This window comes from Pseudodesulfovibrio tunisiensis (assembly GCF_022809775.1).
In the GTDB taxonomy this organism is placed as follows: Bacteria; Desulfobacterota; Desulfovibrionia; order Desulfovibrionales; family Desulfovibrionaceae; genus Pseudodesulfovibrio; species Pseudodesulfovibrio tunisiensis.
The window spans coordinates 3,367,355-3,386,462 of the sequence record NZ_CP094380.1; the positions used below are offsets into that span (position 1 = coordinate 3,367,355).

Here is a 19,108-nt window from a genome sequence, read left to right on the forward strand (position 1 = left end):
CCCTAGTTCCGCAGAGATTCTCTTACCGAGTCATAGAACGCGTCGTCCCGGGCCTGAAAACCTGCGGCGCTCCAGCCAAGGATGCTTTTCATGGCCTTGCAGAAGGCATGGTCCGGGGGCATGGATTCAAGAGCTCGCCGGTAGGCCAGAACCTTTTTGCTGGAGACTTCCTCGTTCGCAATGATCGCGTCCAGCGGGATCGGATCGGATTTGTCGAGAATCCTGAATTTTTCACCGTGTTTGCGTGTGGCTGTGAAATAGGTGCCGTCGGACATGGCGCCAAGATCGATGGCTCCGGCCAGCAGGGCCTCCACCACTCTGTCGTGTTTCTTCAGAAAGAAGACCTTGCCGAAATAGGTGGACGGATCGATTCCCTGTTTGCGCAGCATCATGTTGGGATAGGCGTAGCCCGAGGTGGAATCCAGGTCCGTGAAGGCGAACCGTTTGCCCCGGGCCTGAATAAGGTCGTGGATGTCACTGGATTCGAGCGTGACCAGATAGGACTGGTAGAACGGCTGGATTGTTCCGGAATCCTCGTTCCTTTCCCTGTAGGTGGTGATGTACTGGATTGTCGGAACGGCTTTCTTGAGGCGGACGTAGTTGAGGGTGTTTGTCCAGGCCATGTCCAGCGTCCGGTTTTCCAGCCGATCCGCAAGTTCGTGATAGTCTCTCGTGATCACCGCTTCCACGCGGTCCCCGGTGTTTTTCTCCAGATATTGGGCGAGCATGTCCATGACCTTTTGCAGCTTGACCGGATCATTGGACGGAAACATGCCGAACTTGACGGTCCCGGCCGCAGCGGGCGCGGATACGCTCAGGACGAGCAGCAGGATTGCGAACAGTCTGCGCATTCTTCCCCCCTTGCGGCAAATGGTTGATCAGAAGGATACTGTAGGCAGTCTAGCGGAAGCTTGGCGTAATGACCACGGGCTCGGCGTGATAATCGTGAATTGTCAGGATTTGTCCCTGTTCACGAGATGTCCGGCAAGAGCAAAGGATACATGGCCTCCCTGAAGGATTCTGGAGCAGAATTCGCCCAGATCAAGGCCTGATTCCGAACGGAGCTGACGGAGCTCGTGCAGGCCGAGCACGGGGCAGACCTTGTTGCCGGGCATGAGCCGGATGGTTCGGACCAGTTCCAGTCCTTCATGGCGGGAAAACCCGGTCTGTTCCAGAATTTCAAGGCACTGGTCCTGAGTCAGGGCTTTGGTGGCCAGCCCGGCGTCGATCATGGCGGTTCCGGCCCGGCGCAGGGCGCGGCGAACCAGAACGAGTCGGGGCTGCGGAGCCCTGAGAAGGTCCAGTTCCCCGAGCATGTCCTCGGCAAAGGCAAGCCAGCCATGCACGAACAGGGGATGCGCAGTCTGGCTGAACACCGGGTCGTCCGAGGCCCGGCGGCTGGAATGGAGCAGGTGCAGGCCCGGATAGGTGTAGCGTGCGGCCAGAAACAGGTGTTCCCGCCGGATTCGTGCCAGCATGGTCTGGTCGTCCCGGAATCCCCGTCCGGAAAAGGCGTGGACATTGATGAAGCACTTGGCTGGGATGTCGGGAAGCAGTCCGGCTTCGTACTGGATCGGATCGGGCATGGATGACAGGTGCAGGGGCGGTTCGTGAATGTGCAGGTCCGCGTCCCGGAATATGCCGGGCAGGGCGTACTCCATGACGAAGCTGCGCAGTTCGTGAATGGTGCGGACCATTTCGTCCAGAGGGGCGGTCCCATCCATGCCTGTGTAGTCCTCGAGCAGGGAATGCCAGTCCCTGCCGAAGTCGCGGGAGGCCCGATCCAGTTCGCGCAGGCGGATGCGCCATTCGGTTTCCGCTATCTCGAAGATTTCCGCAGCGGATTTGTCCGATCCCAGCACGCCGGACATGACCGTGGTGAAGTCCGGTCCTTCGGGTTCGGGCACCTCGGGCCGCGTGGCAACGAATCTGTCGAAGTCGCGCAGCGAGACAAGCCCCTTTTGCGCGAGTCTGGCGATCCTGCCTTCCCGGCTCAGGGGACCGGACTCAAGGGTGTTGAGGAATCGGGCACAGTCCCGAACCAGCGTCTGGGCTGCGGCTCGGCTGGAATGACTGATGGCTTCGACGTTTCTGGCGACCCGGGACAGGAATCCGGGAATCTTGACAAGGCGCTTGGCCATGCGTCTGGCTCGGACCGAGTCGGTCTCCGCCGGCATGTCCTGACATTGGGCCAGCCCGGTGAACGCCACGGAGAGATAGAGCTCCGGAGCCTTGCGCCATGTCTGCGCCTGTTCGAATTCCGTGAGTATGCCGCTGGCGTTCTGGGCCAGAATTTCGGCTTTTGCCCGGTCTTCGACGGTGTCGGCTTTTGCCTGTTCCGCTTCGAAAAGATTCTTGAACTTGCGGATTTTGGCCATGCGGGAGCGGATGCTGCTTTGCGAAAAATCCTCCAGCCGGTCCAGCCTGTCCGCAGAGGTCCGCACTGCAGGCATGAACGAAAAGCGTGCCGAAGCGCACATGACCGGAAAGTGCTTGGCAAGATATGCGAAGTATTTGTCCGCGAGTTTGGATTTCATCGGTGTGGTTCGTCCCGCAATTGTTCCGTGTCTTTCACCAGCCGAAAAACCGTTTCGGCCAGTTCATTGAGCTCCGCCTTGGATATCTGCGCATCCGCACCCACGGAAATGCCCTTGTGGTGGAGCGTGTCCGTGATGATGGAGGAGCAGAGCACCACGGGCAGATTCCTGAGCATGGCGTCTTCCTTGATCCGGCGCGTCAGGGTATGCCCATCCATGACCGGCATTTCGATGTCCGACACCACCGCGTCCACATGGTCGCTCAGCGCGTCTCCGAATTCCAGACATTTCCGGCTCTGGGCCTGAAGGTAGCTCCATGCCTGCTCCCCGTTCTCCACGCTGTGGACCGTATACCCCGCCTTTTCCAGAATGTGGGCGATCATTCTGCGCGCCATGCTGGAGTCGTCGGCCACTACCACCTTGACATGGCGGTTGGAAACTTCCGTGGTCAGTGCCTCGGGCGCGGTTTCGGTCGGCTCAAGCGCCGGGTTGAGGTCCACGCAGATTTTTTCCATGTCCAGAATGAACACGATGCGCGAACCGAATCTGACCACGCCGGTGATGGAATTCACGGTCAGCGAGGACACGTATTTGGTCGGGGCTTCGACCTGTTTCCAGTTGATGCGGTGGATGCGGGTGACCCCGGACACGAGAAATGCACTCTTGGTACGGTTGAATTCCGTGACAATGACCTTGAGCACATCCGAGTCGGAGCGCTTCTTGCCCAGCCATTTGGCGAGATCGATCAGCGGAATGATCTCGTCGCGCAGGTTGAAGGCGCCGAGTACGGCCGGATGGGACGTGTCCGGCATGTCCGTGAGCTCGGGCTGCCGGATGATTTCCAGAACCTTGGCCACGTTGATGCCGAAATAGCCGCGATAGCCGGACCCGTCCTCACGGGTTTCGTCAAGATAGAATTCCACGATTTCCAGCTCGTTGGTACCGGATTCGAGCAGGATGCCGGTGCTGGTCATGCTGTTCCCCCCTGGCCGGGACTCGATGTATGCGCGAACTCCCATTCGCAACCCCTATCTATACCAAGGCAAAGGCGATACGCAAGCCCGTGGCGGAGTGGGCCGCGCTTTGCGGAAGGCGAAAGTCACGACCTTTGCGAAAAAGAGGAGGCCGTTCCCGGTCATGCGGTCCGGGAACGGCCGTGCCTTTGGAAGTCGGGGCGCGATCAACCGCGCATTTCAAAGTGCTCGTGCACCTTGTCGTAATCCATGACGTTGCAGGAAATGTCCTTGATTTCCGGCAGAGGGGCTTCGGTTTTGAGGCGTTCGCGAAACGCCGCGTAGGCTTCGGCTTCTCCCTGGATCAGGATTTCGGCCTTGTTGCCTTCGATGTTGCGAATCCAGCCCGTCAGATTCAGTTCCTGAGCCGTGGCCAGAGCCCATGACTGGAAGTTGCCTCCGGTCACCTTGCCTTCAATTACGCATCTGTAGCTCTTCTTCATTGCGCACCTCCGGGTGTGATTATCCAAGGTTACAATAGTGTACGGAATATCGTCGCGCATGAAAAGGGGCGAAGGGAAAAACCTTTCAGCCCCGGGCGTCCGGAAGGTCCGGCGTGTCGAACGCGGCGATGTCCTTGAGAAACTTCTTCCTGCGCCGTGCCACGGCAGCGGTATCGGTCATGATCATGTCCAGTTGCCGGGTGTGGGTGATCAGGTAGCCCAGCACCTTGAGCCGGTGTTCCATGATCGGCTGTTCGAATCCCTCGATGCGGGCGGCGAGGTTGTCGCCCCGTACCCGGGTCCGGAAGTCGAATTCCTCCAGCAGGTCGGCCACGAAGCGGGCCCGCAGGATGCGGCGCTCCTGATTCGCGGCTCCGCCCTTGAACTGGAAGCTCGCGTAGTTTTCGCTGTCCCGCTCGTCCACAAGGGCTTCGGCCCCGCAGAAGTGGAAGCCGAACCGCGACTGGAGGCTGCAATAGTTGCGCGAAATGAGGAAATAGTTCTTCTGGGCAAACTGCGAGGACTGGGTCGGCTCCAGATTCGGGTTCATGGTCGCCTCGAACATGACGGACATGAGGCCCCGTCCGTGAATGGGCGGCGGTCCCTCCCACGGAACGGCCTGCATACCGGCCCACAGGGCGCGCATGGGAATGGATTCCACGTGTTCGATCAGCACGCAACGGTCCGGGCGTTGCCTGCCTTCGTCGCTGATGCCGTCGTCCAGATTCAGTACCCAGAACTGCTTGGGCACGTTGCAGATGAGTTGGCGCGACGCGGTCTGGAGAAAGTCGGTTTCCGTGCCGAATTCGAACATTTCGCGCACCGCCATTTCATGGCAGAAACGCATGATGTCGTGAAACGTCCGGCAGTTGCGGGGGCGAAAGTCGGGAGAATCCGGGTCCAGCAGATTCAGGCGCACGATGTGTCGGGCCGCGCCGCGCAGGGCTGCCTGCACCGGGCTGCCGCGCATGAGTTTCTTGACCGGCTTTTCCTGAAGCAGCGGTTCCACTGCTCCGGCGTACACGGCGTGGGAATCCGCATCCACGGTCACGATGCTGCGGTTTTGCAGGCCGTCCAGCGCGCCCTTGACCCCGAACAGGGCCGGGACTCCGAATTCGCGTGCAACGTTGGCGAGGTGACCGGCAATGCCGCCCTGTTCCGCCACGACCGCGCTGCACCGGGACAGGAGTGCGGCCCGACTGGGCAGGGACTGGCGAAGCACCATGATGCCGCCGTCCGGAAACGTGATGGCGTCCGCGTCCTTGCGGATCACGTGCACCGGCCCTACGCCCACGCCCGGGCTGGCCGTGCTCCCGCCTCGAAAGAGCGGCTCGGGCAGGTCCGTGGGATGCGGCAGCTGCCCTTCGTGTTCCTCCATGAGCAGCAGGGGGCGGCACTGGAGCAGGGTGAAGGTGTTGTCACTGGTAATGGCCCATTCCACGTCCTGCGGCGTGCCGAAATATTCCTCGATGGCCACGGCGTTGCGCGCCACCTCGATGGTCTGTTCCGGGGTCAGGGAGGGCTTGTCCCGTCTGCCGTTCTGCACTTCGATCCGGCAGGTTCCCTTTTCCTGGTCGCACACGAATTTTTCCGCCTTGTCCGCGATGTGCTGCTCCTCAAGGGAAAAGGGGGAGCGGCTTACGATGAACATGTCGGTTTCGGCCGACCCGTCCACCACAGGTTTTGGCAGTCCCCATACCGAGTGGATGGACACCCGTGTGTCGTGCGAATGCACCGGGCTGGACGAATAGGCCACGCCACTGGATTCCGCCGGAACCATGGCAAGACAGCCCACGCACATGGCCACGTCCTCGTCCTTGATGCCCCGGCTGATGCGGTAGGCCGTGGCCTGTACCGAATACTTCGAGGCCACCACTTCCTTGTAGGCGGAAAGCAGGGCCTCGCGTTCCACGTTGAGGATGGAGCGGTACTGGCCCGCAAAGGTCGAACCCTCCAGATCCTCGCCCAGAGCCGAGGACCTTACGGCCACGCGCACGTCGTCGCCCTCGATTTCCCGCAGGATGTCGTGGGCCGCCAGAATGGCTTCCTCCAGCTCCGGGGGCATGGGCGTGGACATGATGAGCTGCATGACCCGGGACGAGGTGCTGAACACTGCGGCCCGGTCATCCGGGTCCGTGGCCTGAAGCAGGCGGTTGACCTCCTCCTTCAGGTCGCCGTGGGAAATGAAGCGGCGGTAGGCTGCGGCAGTGATCACGAAACCCGTGGGCACCTTGAGCCCGAGCTTGTTCTTGGCCTCGCCAAGCATGGCCATCTTGGATCCGGCCATGTCGGCCTGATCCCGGCTCAGGTCGCGGATGCGGAGCACCAGCGCCCCCTGTCCGGAATACTGCTTTGGCTGGATGTGCGGATTGATCTGCTGCTGGATGTCCTTGAATCTCGGGTAGAGGTTTTCGTACTTGCCGGGCGCGAGCTGATCCAGATTGCGGATCATCTGGAACACGGCCGTGGAGATGCGGGTGCACAGGGCGCGAACGTAATGCATGCCGTAGGGCCGAATGCCCCGGAGTGCCTCCTCCAGTTCCGCGATGAGTTCGTGGGTTCTGGTGTTGGCCTTGAGCAGCAGCTTGAAATGATTGTAGCGGGCCGCGAACAGACGCTTGAGTTCCGCAAGCTCCTCCCGGGTCTTTTCCTTCTCGGCCTTTCTGCCAAGGGAAAACCACTTGCGAATGTTCATCTGACGCGGCCCGCTTTTGATTCAGGGTTATGCCTTCTGGCTACATTTCCTTCTTCTTGCCCGCCTTCATCTCCAGACCAAGGCCGTCGAAGATGAAGAATATGGAGTAGCCCCACCACATGGTGTAGATCACGTAGAATACCAGTGCGAAGACGATGATCCAGACGTTTTCGGTCACGTCCTGGGCATCGATTCCGTAGTAGTTGTATCCTACTTCAATGGCGCGGGAAACCACATACTTGGAAATGAAGGTGGCCGGGGCAAACACCTTCTGGTGGTCCAGAGCCAGCTTGACTTCCTTCATGATCTTCCACCACACGTACATGGCTTCACGGGGCTCCATGCCGTACTTGGCGGACAAGGCGTCGCCTTCGTTCTTGAACATGGCGTCCGAGTCGTTCACGACCTTCTGCATCAGGTCGCCGAGGTCGCCGGAGACCTTGAGCCCGGCTTCGCCCGAAGCCACGTTCAGGCCGTTGGCCTGAAGAACTGCGGCGGCATAGGGGATCATCTTGGCATCATGTTCGAAGATCGAGACTTCGAACGCCTTGCCTTCGAACTTTTTCGTACCTTCCATCACCTGCGGGATGTAGTAGGTCGATCCCTTGGAGATGGAGTTGAACAGGGCATCCGAGGCGTGGAATGCGTTCTGACCGCCGAAGTTCGGGGTGAACATGTAGGCAAGGACCACGAAGAACGCGATACCCAGCACCATTCCCTTGGTGAATTCCTTCTTCTTGCGCAACATGGTTTATTCCTCCCTCAGCTGCTTGGCCTTGCCAAAGAACGTGCCCAGGACCCATACGGCGAATATGCCGATGACCAGGAAAAACAGCCAGTTGCCTATCTGTGCCAGAAATCCGGCCAACCCTGGGTCAATGGAGATCATCTTCATGTCTCCGAGCTTGCCGGGCAGGGCGAACAGCCTGTTCACGAAGCCGGACAGAATGGCCAGGGCGTAGAAGCCGCGGATGTAGATGCCGGGCACCATCTTGGTGACCAGTGCGCCGACCTGAATGCCCACGAGGGAGCCGAGCAGCATGCCCATGGCCAGGGTGTAGAAGATGAAGCCGTAGATCGCATACTGGGAAACAGCCGCGAAACCGGCGGTGAAGATGATCTGGAGAATGTCGGTGCCTACCGTGGTGAACGAGGACACGCCCAGAATGTACACGAACATGGGGAAGGTCAGGAAGCCGCCGCCCACGCCCATGATGGCGGCCATGAAGCCCACGATGGAGCCGCATGCGGCCACGAACCAGCCCGAGATGGACTTGCCGCCCGGGACCAGATCTTCATCAAAGGTGATCATGGGAGGAATCTTCGCGGCCTGAAGCTTGGCCGGCAGACCGACCGAGGCATCGCCGCCGCCACCGTGCGCATCACCACCGCCCGCCTTCCTGAGACGCAGGAAGTCGATCAGCGAATATGTGCCCAGAAAGCCCAGCAGCACCACGTAGATCACGGAAATGAAAGTGTCCGAGGCCACGGGGTTGGATTCGTAGATCATGCGGTTGAGCACGCCGCCGCCGAGCACGCCCGCGCCGGAGCCGACCAGAAAGGCCAGAGCCAGACCAACGGACACGTTGCCGAGCTTCTTGTGCACCGCAGTGCCCATGATGGCCTTGGCAAAGATGTGGAACAGGTCCGTGCCGACCGCCAGAATGCCCTTGATGCCCGCGGACATCAGGGCCGGAGTGATGATGAACCCGCCGCCTGCGCCGATGCAGCCGGTGATCAGGCCCGCACACAGACCGATGCCGATGGACGCGATGAAAATGGAGTTGGTATAGAAGGCCGGGGTGTAGGCCTTTTTGCCGCCCAGCGCGGCGGGGAGGTCCAGACCTTCGGCGAATCCGAGAGGAAATCAGGACCACGGGCACGATCGCCATCAGCGTGACGAGCAGGAGCTTCTTCCTGTTCCCCACAATGCTCTTCGTGGCCTGGATGTCCCACTGTGCGTGGGCCTGTGCGGCCGCGATGAGCGAGTCATACATTCTTCTCCCGATGTTCATGACAGCTTCCTTGGTTTGTGTTTCAGTCTGAGGTTCAGCTTCCTCAATCCTCTAGCCTCTGGACCGGTCATCCGGCTGTATTCGTCTCGTGCTCCGCGCCCCCCGGGGCATGGAGCTTCTTGCGTTGCATGGCGTCTTCGAGCTTGAAGACCAGTTCGTCCAGTTCGACGGGCTTCATCATGTAGTCGAAGGCGCCGAGTTCCATTCCCTTGATTGCCGCTTCCACGCTGGCGTGGCCCGTGAGCATGATCACTTCCACGTCCGGATGGAGCCGCTTGATTTCCTGCAGGGTCTCGATGCCGTCCATGCCGGGCATCTTCATGTCCAGCACGGCCACGTCCATGTCGTGGCTGGCCAGCCACTCCAGAGCCTGCTCGCCGCTGCCCGCCACGGAAACGTCGATGCCGCGACGCTTCAACCGCTTGGTCAGTGGGGTCAGGAATTCGACTTCGTCGTCAATGAGCAGGATTCGCATATCCACCTCCCGTGTCCGCCGCAGGTCATTCCACGGCTTCCCGGATTTTCTGAACCAGAGTGTCCAGGTCGCACGGCTTGAGCAGGTAGTCGAATGCGCCAAAGGCAACGCCGTCTCTGGCCGCCTGTTCCGAGCCGTGGCCCGTAAGCATGATCACCGGCATTTCCGGGACCATCTTCTTGAAAAACTTCAGCACTTCGATGCCGTCCATGTCCTCCATCTTCAGGTCCAGCACGGCCACATCGAAGTCGTGCCGCCGGAGAATCTGTATGGCCTCGGTTCCGGACAAGGCCGGAATCACGGAAAATCCCCGTTTGATCATGCGCTTGGCCAGCACGTCCACGAACCCGGTTTCGTCATCCACCAGAAGCACCCGTATGGTTCTGCCGTCGTTCATGACCGTCCCCGTCCTATTCCTGTTCCCGCCGCGCCTTGTCCGCGGAGGGCAGGGTTATGGTGAACGCGGTGCCCTTGCCCACGGTGCTGTCCACGGTAATGTCCCCACCCATCTTGCGCACGATGCCGTAGATGATGGACAGGCCCAGTCCCGTGCCCTTGCCCACGGGCTTGGTGGTGAAGAACGGATCGAACAGCCGCTTGAGGTTGGCCTTGGGAATGCCTTCGCCCTGATCCTCCACGGTGAGCACGATGTCGTCGTCCGACTTGCGTGTGGCGATGCGCAGGTCGCCGCCCTTTTTTTCCATGGCGTCGATGGCGTTGTTGATCAGGTTGATGAGCACCTGCTGCATTTCGGACGGGCTGCCCATGATGCTGGGCAGGGCCGGATCCAGTTCGGTCTCGATGTGCACGCTGGCGAACCGGGCGCGCTGCTCGGACAGGGATTCCATTTCCCGGATGAGCAGGTTGAGCTGCATTTCGATGGCCGTGGGGTCGATCTTGCGGGCAAAGGAGAGCAGCTTGTGGGTGATGTCCCGGCAGCGGGCGCCCTGAGTGCGAATCTGGGCAAGGGCGCGCGCGGTTTCGTTCAGGTCGTCCTCGTTGCGGATGCCTTCCTTGAGGATGTCCTGAATCCAGCCCGCTTCCTCGACCATGATGGCGACCGGGTTGTTGATCTCGTGGGCAATGCCTGCGGCCAGTTCGCCGACCGAGGCCAGCTTGCCCGCTTCCACCACCTGTTCGTTCAGGATGTCCTTGGCCTGATCCACGTAGCGGATGCGGCTCACGATGCGCCGGGTGATCATGTGCGCGGTGATCACGATGGCCAGACAGCCGAGAAGCATGACCACGATGGCCAGATTGCGGGTCTGGTTCAGCTCGGAAAATGCGTCCGAGGCTTCCTGCTGGTAGATGAGCGCCCAGTCTCCGCGCTTGAGTTCCGTGGCAACGAAAATGGTTTCGCGTTCCGTGACCGGATTTTCCCGGACCATGGCCCGGGTGTCGCCATAGCCTGCCTGCCCGATGAGCTGGAGCAGAAAAGGAATTTCATAGTTCAGGGGGGTGCGTGGCCGGGTCTGGAACTGGCCCTGCCGGTTGATGATGAAGGCCTGTCCGGTTTCGCCGATGCTGATGTGCTCGACCATTTCATTGAAGTCCACGAAGTCCAGTGTGGTGCGAAGCACCCATTCCCTTCCGCCGTGGCTGAACTTCACGGCCACGATGAAGTGGGGCACGCCGCGCAGGCCCAGAAACACATCGCTGATGCACACGCCGCGCTTCATTACTTCCTTGAACCACGGGGCCGAGGAGTAGTCGGCCTTGCCCAGCTTGAACGGCCCCACATAGGCCTGCTGCACGCCGTCTTCGGAAATCAGGGAGATGTCGACGAAGTCGGTGCCGTGCCGCAGGCCCAGGGAGCGGTGCAACGCCGCGAGGCGTTGCGGAGTGCGGAAGGAATCGAAATCCATGATGTCGACCAGTACCTGGACCTGAGCGAGTTTCTCGTCCAGGTAGGTGTCCACTGCCTGCTCGTGCTTGAGCACCAGTTCGGAGAGGCTCTGGACCACGCGCTTCTTGTAGACCACGCTGTACTGGTATCCGGCGATCAGGGTGATGGCGAGGAGCGGCAGGAAAGACACCACGATGATGGTGAGCATCATGTTGCGCGTGATGGACTGGTAGTGCCTTCCTTCGGACATGGAACTACTCCTGTTCGCCTTGGGTTTCGGACAGCTCGGGCTGATGTTTGCGCAGGATGTCCCGGACCGTTCTGGTCAGGGTCTCGGGATTGCCGCTTTTCTCCACGACTCCGGCTGCCCGTTCGCCTGCGGAGGTCGCGGGCATGTCGCCGTTGTAGCCGTGTACCACCACCGGGATGTCCGGTCTGGCCGCCATGATGCGCGCCAGCATGTCCCCGCCTTCGATGTTCGGGGTGTCCGCGTCCAGCACGATCACGTGGGGCGGATTGTCGGATTCCAGAATGTCGAAGAGTTCTGCGCTGTCCCGGGCCGAAAGCACCTGAAAATCGTTTCGGGTGAACTCGCGGCGCAGGAAGTCGCGGATGTTCCGGTTGCGTTCTGCAATGAGTATGCGAATGTCGCTCGCCTTCATGTTGCTCCTCGACAGATTCTTGTTTCTGTAAAGGGCAACATGCATGCCAAAAGAATAACCTCTTGCGATTATCCTCAACTCGTTCCGATTGTTGCTTTTTTCACAAGCGTGAGGGTGAAGTGTCCGAATTTGCGGCGTCAGGTATTTTTGCAAGTGGAAAAAATCCTGACACCCTGAGCGATCGTTCGGGCCGATTTTCGGGAATCGAGCTTTTTTTCATTCGCGATTTCGTTTAACCAAAACAACTGTACCGGGAAAAGCGGTACGGAGACGCAACATGAATCAACTGACCAAACGACTCGGCCCGTTTCGGCTTTCGCTGCGCAGCCAGCTTCTCGGGCTGATTGGTGCGCTGCTCATCGCCACCCTGTCGGGTGCGGCCGTGACCTTCTGGTATGCGCACAGCACCCAGGTTCTGTTTTCCCATCTGGAGGAATACGACCTTCAGGCTCTGCTTGCGGCTCAGGGGTTGGAAAGCGAGCTTGTGGTCCAGAAGGGACTCACCACCTATTATTCTCTGGATCAGGACCAGCGCTGGCTCAAGGAGATCGGTCGCCATCACATGGCGTTCGAAACCTGGCTGGGCAAGGCGCGGCGCTCCAACTATCTGGACAAGGGGCGGGATATTCTCAATCGCATCGAGTCCGCATATTTGCGGTTCACCCACTCCCGTGACAAGGTCATCTCCCTGTATGCCCGCAACCGGCGCGAGGAGGCCGTGGTCCTGCATCAGGAGGTGCGGCGCCGATTCCAGTCCATCTACGACATGTGCGAGGAGTACAAGCGGCTGCATGAAGAACGCATCGACATGGCCGGGAACGCGTACAGCAGTCAGGCCAAGACCCTGACCATCCTGTCCCTGGCCGCCGTGCCCGTGTCCGCGATTCTGGCCCTGTGGCTCGGCATCATCCTGTTCAAGCAGATTCTCGGACCGATCCGGAGGCTGGCCGATCTGGACGACGGCGGCAGGAACGACAATCTTTCCGGCGAAATGGGCGCATTGTCCGACCGCATGCATACGCTGCTGGACGATGTGGAGATGGCCCATCAGATGTTGCAGCAGAGCCGGGATCAGATCGCCCAGTCCGAAAAGCTGGCCATGGTGGGCAAGCTGGCCGCAGGCGTGGCCCATTCCATCCGCAACCCGCTCACCTCGGTCAAGATGCGGCTGTTTTCTCTGGAGCGCAGTCTCCGGCTCGATGATCTCCAGCGCGAGGATTTCGACGTGATTTCCGAGGAAATCCGGCATCTGGACACCATCATTCGCAATTTTCTGGAATTTTCGCGGCCGCCCAAGCTCAAGATGCAGCGCGTGTCGCCTTCCGATGTGGTGGATTCCACCCTTGCGCTGCTCAGTCATCGGCTGGAATCCTCGGAAGTCGAGGCCGTGGTGGAGCGCGAGGACCGGCTGCCCGACGTGCAGGTGGACCCGGAGCAGCTCAAGGAAGCACTCATGAATCTGGTGCTCAACGCCTGCGAGGCCATGGTCGACGGCGGGCGCATCTCCATTGCCGAGGACGTGGGCGTGATTGAACCCCACGGACGCATGGCCGTGATCCGTGTCGCGGACAACGGACCTGGCATTCCCAAGGGCATGCAGGACGACATTTTCAAGCCTTTTCATTCCACCAAGGAAGAGGGCACGGGCCTGGGCCTGTCCATAGCCAACCGCATCATGGCCGAGCACGGCGGCTGGCTGCATCTGCAATCCTCGGGGCCCAAGGGCACCACGTTCTTGCTCGCCCTGCCTCTCAAGGAGAAGAGCAAATGGCTGAGATCCTGATCGTAGACGATGATTCGCAACTCAGGCAGAGCTTCGGCAAGCTCCTGACTCAGGAGGGGCACGATGTGCGCACTGCCGCGTCCGGCGAAGCCGGGGTGACCGAGGTCAAGGGCGCGCCCCCGGATCTCGTGATCATGGACGTGCGCATGCCCGGCATGAGCGGACTGGAAGCCTTTGCCCAGATGCGCCGAGTCGAGTCGCGTCTGCCCGTGCTCATCATGACTGCCTACGGCACCACCGAGACCGCGATCGAGGCCACCAAGATGGGGGCCTACGACTATATTCTGAAACCCTTCGACATCCCCGAGATGCTCGAACTCATTGCCCAGGCTCTGGAAGCGGGCCGTCTTGCCCGGGAACAGGTGCACATGGGCGATGCGCCGGAATACGCCAAGGCCGGGGCGCTCATCGGCAACAGTCGGGCCATGCACGCGGTGTACAAGGCCATTGGCAGGGCCGCGCCCACGGATGCGCTCGTGCTGGTGCGCGGCGAGTCCGGCACGGGCAAGGAACTCGTGGCCCGGGCCGTGTATCAGCACAGCCTGCGGTCCGAGAAGCCCTTCATGGTCATCAACTGCGTGGCCATTCCCGACACTTTGCTGGAATCCGAGCTGTTCGGCTATGAAAAGGGCGCATTCACGGGAGCGGATCGACGCAGGGCCGGCAAGATCGAACAGGCATCCGGCGGCACCATCTTTCTGGATGAAATCGGAGACATGCCTCTGAACATTCAGGCCAAGATTCTTCGGCTGCTTCAGGAAAAGAAGATCGAGCGTCTGGGCGGGCGGGAGCCCATCCCCGTGGACGTGCGCATCATTGCGGCCACCAACCGCAATCTTGAGGAAGCCGTGGAAACAGGACGATTTCGCGAGGACCTCTACTATCGGCTCAAGGTCGTGACCGTGAACCTGCCGCCCTTGCGTGAACGGCCCGAGGACATCGATCTGCTCGCCGACCATTTCATGGCCCGGCTCAGTGCGGAAATGGAGATGCCCACCCCAGGAGTTGCCGAGGATGGAAAGGAATATCTGCGTGCCTACCACTGGCCCGGCAATGTGCGCGAGCTGTCCAATACCCTGCAGAAGGCCCTGATCTTCAACCGGGGCGTGGCCCTCACCCGCAAGGATCTGGCCAAGGCCGTGGGCGAGGACGTGGAGACCGGCCAGAGCGCGGAATCCCTGCGCGAGAGCATGCGATCCATGATTCGCCGCGAACTCGGCACCCACGCGGGCGACAATGCCTTTGAAACCCTCATGGATCGCTACGGTCGTCTGATCGTGGCCGAGGCCCTGGACATCACAGGAAACAATCGCACCCGCGCTGCCAAGCTCCTCGGCATGACCCGGCCCACCCTTGCCTCCCGAATCGACAGGTACGGACTCAAGGACAACGGCAAGGGATAGGGGGAAGAGTGCCTCCGGCGGCACGAGAAACTTTCGTGAAAGTTTCTCGTGGCTCTTCAAAGCTTGTTGGTTCTACGCCGCCTGCAGGAACGGGGAAACCTGTCCAGTTCGCATGGCGGCGTAGTCGGACGCGGAAAAGCAGGGCTTGCCCTGTCGAAAAGGCAAAGTTCGGGGGAAACAGGTAAAAAAGAAAGAATTTTTGAGGACTACCCGTTTTCGGAATGTGAAGAGGCTGGTCTCATGCCCTGACAGGACATGAGACCAGCCTCTTCACATTCCGAAAACAGATGGGGATCCAAGGGGCCTTGCTCCTTGGCGGGTCTGGGCAGCGCCCAGCCCCCCGGGAGGGGTGCCGAAGGCCATGAAAAAAGCCCCGGTCCGCATGGATCGGGGCTTTGCTGATTCTAGTGACCGCCTTTGAGTCGATTCCAGAATTTTTCGTAAACGAAGATGGCTTCGCCCACGTCGTTCTGGAATTCGGATTTGTCCATGACTTCCTTGGGCGGGAAAATGACGCTGCTCTTGCGGTAGTTTTCCGGGAGCATGTCGATGGTGGCTCGGTTGGCCGTGGCATAGCCCCATTCCTCGACCATCTGCCTGGCGACCTCGGGCCGGAGGATGAAGTTGATGAATTCGTGGGCCTCGTCCACGTTCTCGGCCCCGGCCGGAATGCACAGGCAATCCATCCAGAACAGGCCGCCTTCCTCGGGCCAGATGAATTCCAGCGTGTCCATTTCATTCATGGCCACGAAGGCTTCGCCGTTCCAGATCATGCCCACGCCCACTTCCTCGTTCAGGAACGGGGTCTTGGGCGTGTCGGAATTGAAGGTGCGCACGTTGGGCATGAGGCTCTTGAGGAGTTCGTATGCCTGTTCGATGTGCTTGGGATCGGTGTCGTTCAGGGAATGGCCATTGATCTTGAGGGCGATGCCGAAGACGTCGCGCATGTCGTCCATGAGCAGTATCTGCCCGGCAAGGGAGGAATCCCAGAGTCCTTTCCAGGAGCGTATCCTTTCGGGATTCACTTCGGTCCTGTTGACCATGATGCCGGTGCCGCCGATGGCGTAGGGCATGGAATAGCGGTTGCCCTTGTCAAAGGGTTTGTCCAGATAGGCGGGATCCATGTTTTTCAGGTTGGGCAGCTTGGCATGGTCCAGTTCCCTGAGCAGCCCTTCGCGCGCCATCTTGCTGACGAAATAGGTGGACGGCACGATCACGTCATAGCCCTTGCCGTCGAGCATCTTGAGCTTGGCGTACATGGATTCGTTGGATTCGAACGTGGCGTACACCACCTTGATGCCGGTCGTGGCCTCGAATTCTTCGATGACCCCTTCGGGAATGTACTCGGTCCAGTTGAAGACATGGACCACGCGTTCCGCGGCAATGGCCGGACCAGCAGCCGCGAACAGGGCCAGAACAAGGACGGTCAAAGCGAGCTTCTTCATTTCTTTTTCCTCAAAAGGAGTTGCGAGGTGAATACAAGGATGACGGTGAGTCCCACCATGAACGCGGACAGCGCGTTCACGTCGGGCTTCACGCCCATCCGTACCATGGAGTAGATGCGCAGGGGAAGGATGTCGAAATCCGGCCCCGTTACAAAAAAGCTGATGATCACGTCATCCATGGACAGGGTGAAGGAGAGCAGCCATCCCGCGAGCACGGCGGGCCAGCACAGGGGCAGGATCACGTGTCGGAAGGTGCGGAACTCTCCGGCCCCCAGATCCTGGGCCGCCTCGATCAGGTGCGGGTCGAAGCCCTTGAGCCGCGACAGTACCGTTGTGGTCACAAAGGGCAGACAGAACGTGACATGAGCCAGAAGCAGGGGCCAGAACCCCGGGGCCATGCCCAGCAGTACGAAGAGCATGAGCAGGGAAACGCCCATGACTATGTCCGGGCTCATCATGAGCACGAACAGTCCGGCTTTCATGGCGGATCGGCCCGCGAACCGGTAGCGGTGCAGGGCCACGGCGGCCAGCACGCCGAGGGCGGTGGCCAGACTCGCGGCCAGCACGGCAACGGTCAGGGTGTTCAGGGCCGCGTCCATGAGCTGGGTATTGTCCAGCAGCCGGGAATACCACTTCCAGGTGAACCCCTTCCAGACCACGGAATACTTCGAGTCGTTGAACGAGAATCCGATGAGCACCAGAATGGGCACGTACAGGAAGAGGTAGACAGGAACCAGTCGGATCAGGCGCAGGAAGCGGTTCATATGCCGTTGCCTCCCTTGCCGCCGTTGCGGTGTCTGTCTGTCCAGCGGTAGACCGAGAGCAGGCAGAGCATGAGCGCGGTCAGGGCCATGCTTGCCGCGGCTCCGGCCGGCCAGTCCCGGGACGTGAGAAACTGGTTCTTGATGTAGTTGCCCACGATCAGGTGCTTGCCGCCGCCCAGCAGGTCCGGGATGTAGAACATGCCGAGGGCCGGGAGGAACACCATCATGGAGCCTGCGAGCACGCCGGGCATGGACAGGGGCAGGGTCACCCTGCGGAATGCCTGCCAGCGGTTCGCGCCCAGATCGCGTGCCGCTTCCAGCAGCCGATTGTCCATTTTTTCAATGGAGGAGTAGATGGGCAGGATCATGAACGGCAGAAGCGTGTAGGTCATGCCGATGAAGACTGCGGCCTCGGTGTACATCAGGGAGAGCGGTTTTTCGATGATTCCGGCCCAGAGCAGAAACTGGGAGAGCAGGCCCTTGGACTTGAGCATGAACACGAGCGCATAGGTTCGGATCAGCGAATTGGTCCAGAACGGGATGATCACCAGCATGAGCAGCGGGCCGCGCCACGCTTTGGGCATGCGCGCCACGCAATAGGCGAACGGGTATCCGGCCAGCAGGCAGAGCAGGGTTGTGCCTCCGGCGAGATACGCGGACTTGAGCAGGATGGTCAGGAACAGCGGACTGAACGTCTTGGCATAGCCTTCCAGCGAGAACGCGGGCGTGATGAACGAGGATTCGCTGCGTGCAAGAAAGCTCGCAGCGAGCATGATCAGCAGGGGAGCCAGCCCGAAGACGATCAGCCACAGCCCGGGAATCCCGGCGGACAGTCGGCGGAAAAGGGTTTTGTTATTCATCGGGCAGCACCACTTCCCAACCCGTGTACCAGCTCATGAAAATCCGGTCTCCCGGCTTGTGCCAGATGCGGTCGTCGTCCTCGTTGAAGAATTCCGTGACGCGAACGACCTTGCCGCAATCCAGCTCGACCAGCATGTCCCACGTCGAGCCCTTGTATACGGTCTCGGTGATCTCGCCGGGCAGCCAGAGATGGTCGTCATTGTCCGGAATCTCGCTTTCCACGAGAATGTCTTCGGGGCGCAGAACCACCTTGATGGGCTGGCCCTCGGAAAAGGTGCGTTTGGTGTGCAGGACGCAGGGCTTGCCCTCGACCTCGGCCTGCAGGAAGCCCTGGGTCCGGGAAACGGCCTTGCCGTCCAGAATGGCGGTTTCGCCGACGAAACCGGCCACGTACAGGTTGACGGGTTCCTCGTACACCTGAACCGGCGTGCCTACCTGCACGATCCGGCCTTCGTCCATGACCACCACGCGATCGGACATGGCGAATGCCTCTTCCTGATCGTGGGTCACGAGAATGAAGGTAATGCCGAGTTCCCGACAGAGCTGCTTCAGGCTGGTCTGCATCCGCTTTCTGAGGCGGGCGTCCAGCGCGGACAGGGGTTCGTCCAGAAGCAGGGCCTTGGGATTGTTGATGATGGCACGGGCAATGGCCACGCGCTGCTGCTGTCCGCCGGAAAGCTGGGAGGGCATCCGATCGATCATGGAGCCCAGATCCACCAGTTCCAGGGATTCGCGCACGCGGCGATCCGTGTCCCTGGGATTCGCCCCGGCCATTTTCGGGCCGAACGCGAGATTGTCCCGCACAGTCATGTGCGGGAACAGGGCGTAGCTCTGGAACACGGTGTTCACCTTGCGTTTTTCCGCAGGCACGTCGTTCACGCGCACGCCGTCCAGAAACACGTCGCCGGTTGTGGGTTCCTCAAGACCTGCGATGATGCGCAGGATCGTTGTCTTCCCGCACCCGCTCGGGCCGAGAAAAGTCAGGAACTCGCCGTTTTCAATGTCGAGGTTAACGTCCGAAAGGACCAACGATTCGCCGAATCTTTTGGAAAGATTCCGGAGCCGTATGACATGGTTGTTCTCTGCCATGGCATACCCCCTGAAAATGAGATATTCCGCCGGACCCTGCGTTACCAGACTGGTACACCGGTGGACGGCCTGAGCTA

General features: G+C 60.3%; 16 protein-coding genes and 1 pseudogene. 2 read left to right on the top strand and 15 right to left on the bottom strand.

Annotation, left to right across the window (positions count from 1 at the left end; translation table 11 throughout):
- Positions 1 to 2: 2 nt before the first annotated feature.
- From MPN23_RS16000 to MPN23_RS16050, 11 genes and pseudogenes are all read right to left on the bottom strand, one after another.
- The gene (locus tag MPN23_RS16000; protein WP_243545238.1) at positions 3 to 851 is read right to left on the bottom strand and encodes a phosphate/phosphite/phosphonate ABC transporter substrate-binding protein; all 849 of its coding nucleotides are present in this window, start codon (positions 849 to 851) and stop codon (positions 3 to 5) included.
- Between the two features lie 102 nt (positions 852 to 953).
- Complete coding sequence (locus MPN23_RS16005) at positions 954 to 2,537, bottom strand: DUF885 family protein (protein ID WP_243545239.1); 1,584 nt, start codon at positions 2,535 to 2,537, stop codon at positions 954 to 956.
- Positions 2,534 to 3,511, bottom strand: coding sequence for a chemotaxis protein (locus MPN23_RS16010; protein WP_243545240.1), 978 nt, complete (start codon positions 3,509 to 3,511; stop codon positions 2,534 to 2,536). Before MPN23_RS16010 ends, MPN23_RS16005 begins: the two co-directional genes overlap by 4 nt.
- Before the next feature lie 206 nt (positions 3,512 to 3,717).
- Positions 3,718 to 3,993, bottom strand: coding sequence for an acylphosphatase (locus tag MPN23_RS16015; RefSeq protein WP_243545241.1), 276 nt, complete (start codon positions 3,991 to 3,993; stop codon positions 3,718 to 3,720).
- An 85-nt stretch (positions 3,994 to 4,078) separates the two neighbouring features.
- Entirely contained in the window at positions 4,079 to 6,688 is a 2,610-nt protein-coding gene (locus tag MPN23_RS16020) for a PEP/pyruvate-binding domain-containing protein (RefSeq protein WP_243545242.1), read from the bottom strand.
- A 40-nt stretch (positions 6,689 to 6,728) separates the two neighbouring features.
- The gene (locus MPN23_RS16025) at positions 6,729 to 7,436 is read right to left on the bottom strand and encodes a hypothetical protein (protein ID WP_243545243.1); all 708 of its coding nucleotides are present in this window, start codon (positions 7,434 to 7,436) and stop codon (positions 6,729 to 6,731) included.
- Between the two features lie 3 nt (positions 7,437 to 7,439).
- Positions 7,440 to 8,703: pseudogene (locus MPN23_RS16030) on the bottom strand (sulfite exporter TauE/SafE family protein).
- A 67-nt stretch (positions 8,704 to 8,770) separates the two neighbouring features.
- The gene (locus MPN23_RS16035; RefSeq protein ID WP_243545244.1) at positions 8,771 to 9,178 is read right to left on the bottom strand and encodes a sigma-54-dependent transcriptional regulator; all 408 of its coding nucleotides are present in this window, start codon (positions 9,176 to 9,178) and stop codon (positions 8,771 to 8,773) included.
- Between the two features lie 25 nt (positions 9,179 to 9,203).
- Positions 9,204 to 9,575, bottom strand: coding sequence for a response regulator (locus MPN23_RS16040; RefSeq protein WP_243545245.1), 372 nt, complete (start codon positions 9,573 to 9,575; stop codon positions 9,204 to 9,206).
- 13 nt (positions 9,576 to 9,588) lie between these two features.
- A complete protein-coding gene (locus MPN23_RS16045) occupies positions 9,589 to 11,274 on the bottom strand; it encodes a sensor histidine kinase (protein ID WP_243545246.1) in 1,686 nt (561 codons plus the stop codon).
- 4 nt (positions 11,275 to 11,278) lie between these two features.
- On the bottom strand, positions 11,279 to 11,686 hold the full coding sequence (locus MPN23_RS16050) for a response regulator (protein WP_243545247.1): 408 nt from the start codon (positions 11,684 to 11,686) through the stop codon (positions 11,279 to 11,281).
- Positions 11,687 to 11,963: 277 nt separating this feature from the next.
- Here MPN23_RS16050 and MPN23_RS16055 point away from each other — a divergent pair, with 277 nt between their 5' ends.
- Both MPN23_RS16055 and MPN23_RS16060 read left to right on the top strand, forming a co-directional pair.
- Positions 11,964 to 13,469: a sensor histidine kinase gene (locus MPN23_RS16055; protein WP_243545248.1), complete on the top strand. Its 1,506-nt coding sequence runs from the start codon at positions 11,964 to 11,966 to the stop codon at positions 13,467 to 13,469.
- On the top strand, positions 13,454 to 14,872 hold the full coding sequence (locus MPN23_RS16060; RefSeq protein WP_243545249.1) for a sigma-54-dependent transcriptional regulator: 1,419 nt from the start codon (positions 13,454 to 13,456) through the stop codon (positions 14,870 to 14,872). Before MPN23_RS16055 ends, MPN23_RS16060 begins: the two co-directional genes overlap by 16 nt.
- 404 nt (positions 14,873 to 15,276) lie before the next feature.
- On the opposite strand, the gene MPN23_RS16065 is transcribed toward MPN23_RS16060, so the two are convergent.
- Genes MPN23_RS16065 through potA form a run of 4 tightly spaced genes read right to left on the bottom strand, consistent with a single transcriptional unit; the run spans position 15,277 to position 19,031 of the window.
- Entirely contained in the window at positions 15,277 to 16,317 is a 1,041-nt protein-coding gene (locus MPN23_RS16065) for an ABC transporter substrate-binding protein (protein ID WP_243545250.1), read from the bottom strand.
- Positions 16,314 to 17,081: a spermidine/putrescine ABC transporter permease PotC gene (gene potC / locus MPN23_RS16070; protein WP_243545251.1), complete on the bottom strand. Its 768-nt coding sequence runs from the start codon at positions 17,079 to 17,081 to the stop codon at positions 16,314 to 16,316. Before potC ends, MPN23_RS16065 begins: the two co-directional genes overlap by 4 nt.
- Positions 17,078 to 17,941: a spermidine/putrescine ABC transporter permease PotB gene (gene potB, locus MPN23_RS16075; RefSeq protein ID WP_243545252.1), complete on the bottom strand. Its 864-nt coding sequence runs from the start codon at positions 17,939 to 17,941 to the stop codon at positions 17,078 to 17,080. Before potB ends, potC begins: the two co-directional genes overlap by 4 nt.
- Entirely contained in the window at positions 17,934 to 19,031 is a 1,098-nt protein-coding gene (potA, locus tag MPN23_RS16080) for a spermidine/putrescine ABC transporter ATP-binding protein PotA (RefSeq protein ID WP_243545253.1), read from the bottom strand. The genes potB and potA overlap by 8 nt, the downstream gene beginning before the upstream one ends.
- Positions 19,032 to 19,108 lie beyond the last annotated feature (77 nt).

Excerpts from the sequence above, each read along its gene's own strand:
- MPN23_RS16005 (WP_243545239.1), bottom strand. The coding sequence starts at position 2,537 with ATGAAATCCAAACTCGCGGACAAATACTTCGCATATCTTGCCAAGCAC.
- potC (WP_243545251.1), bottom strand. The coding sequence starts at position 17,081 with ATGAACCGCTTCCTGCGCCTGATCCGACTGGTTCCTGTCTACCTCTTC.
- MPN23_RS16010 (WP_243545240.1), bottom strand. The coding sequence starts at position 3,511 with ATGACCAGCACCGGCATCCTGCTCGAATCCGGTACCAACGAGCTGGAA.
- potB (WP_243545252.1), bottom strand. The coding sequence starts at position 17,941 with ATGAATAACAAAACCCTTTTCCGCCGACTGTCCGCCGGGATTCCCGGG.
- MPN23_RS16055 (WP_243545248.1), top strand. The coding sequence starts at position 11,964 with ATGAATCAACTGACCAAACGACTCGGCCCGTTTCGGCTTTCGCTGCGC.
- MPN23_RS16065 (WP_243545250.1), bottom strand. The coding sequence starts at position 16,317 with ATGAAGAAGCTCGCTTTGACCGTCCTTGTTCTGGCCCTGTTCGCGGCT.
- MPN23_RS16035 (WP_243545244.1), bottom strand. The coding sequence starts at position 9,178 with ATGCGAATCCTGCTCATTGACGACGAAGTCGAATTCCTGACCCCACTG.
- MPN23_RS16000 (WP_243545238.1), bottom strand. The coding sequence starts at position 851 with ATGCGCAGACTGTTCGCAATCCTGCTGCTCGTCCTGAGCGTATCCGCG.
- potA (WP_243545253.1), bottom strand. The coding sequence starts at position 19,031 with ATGGCAGAGAACAACCATGTCATACGGCTCCGGAATCTTTCCAAAAGA.
- MPN23_RS16045 (WP_243545246.1), bottom strand. The coding sequence starts at position 11,274 with ATGTCCGAAGGAAGGCACTACCAGTCCATCACGCGCAACATGATGCTC.
- MPN23_RS16050 (WP_243545247.1), bottom strand. The coding sequence starts at position 11,686 with ATGAAGGCGAGCGACATTCGCATACTCATTGCAGAACGCAACCGGAAC.
- MPN23_RS16020 (WP_243545242.1), bottom strand. The coding sequence starts at position 6,688 with ATGAACATTCGCAAGTGGTTTTCCCTTGGCAGAAAGGCCGAGAAGGAA.
- MPN23_RS16040 (WP_243545245.1), bottom strand. The coding sequence starts at position 9,575 with ATGAACGACGGCAGAACCATACGGGTGCTTCTGGTGGATGACGAAACC.
- MPN23_RS16060 (WP_243545249.1), top strand. The coding sequence starts at position 13,454 with ATGGCTGAGATCCTGATCGTAGACGATGATTCGCAACTCAGGCAGAGC.
- MPN23_RS16015 (WP_243545241.1), bottom strand. The coding sequence starts at position 3,993 with ATGAAGAAGAGCTACAGATGCGTAATTGAAGGCAAGGTGACCGGAGGC.
- MPN23_RS16025 (WP_243545243.1), bottom strand. The coding sequence starts at position 7,436 with ATGTTGCGCAAGAAGAAGGAATTCACCAAGGGAATGGTGCTGGGTATC.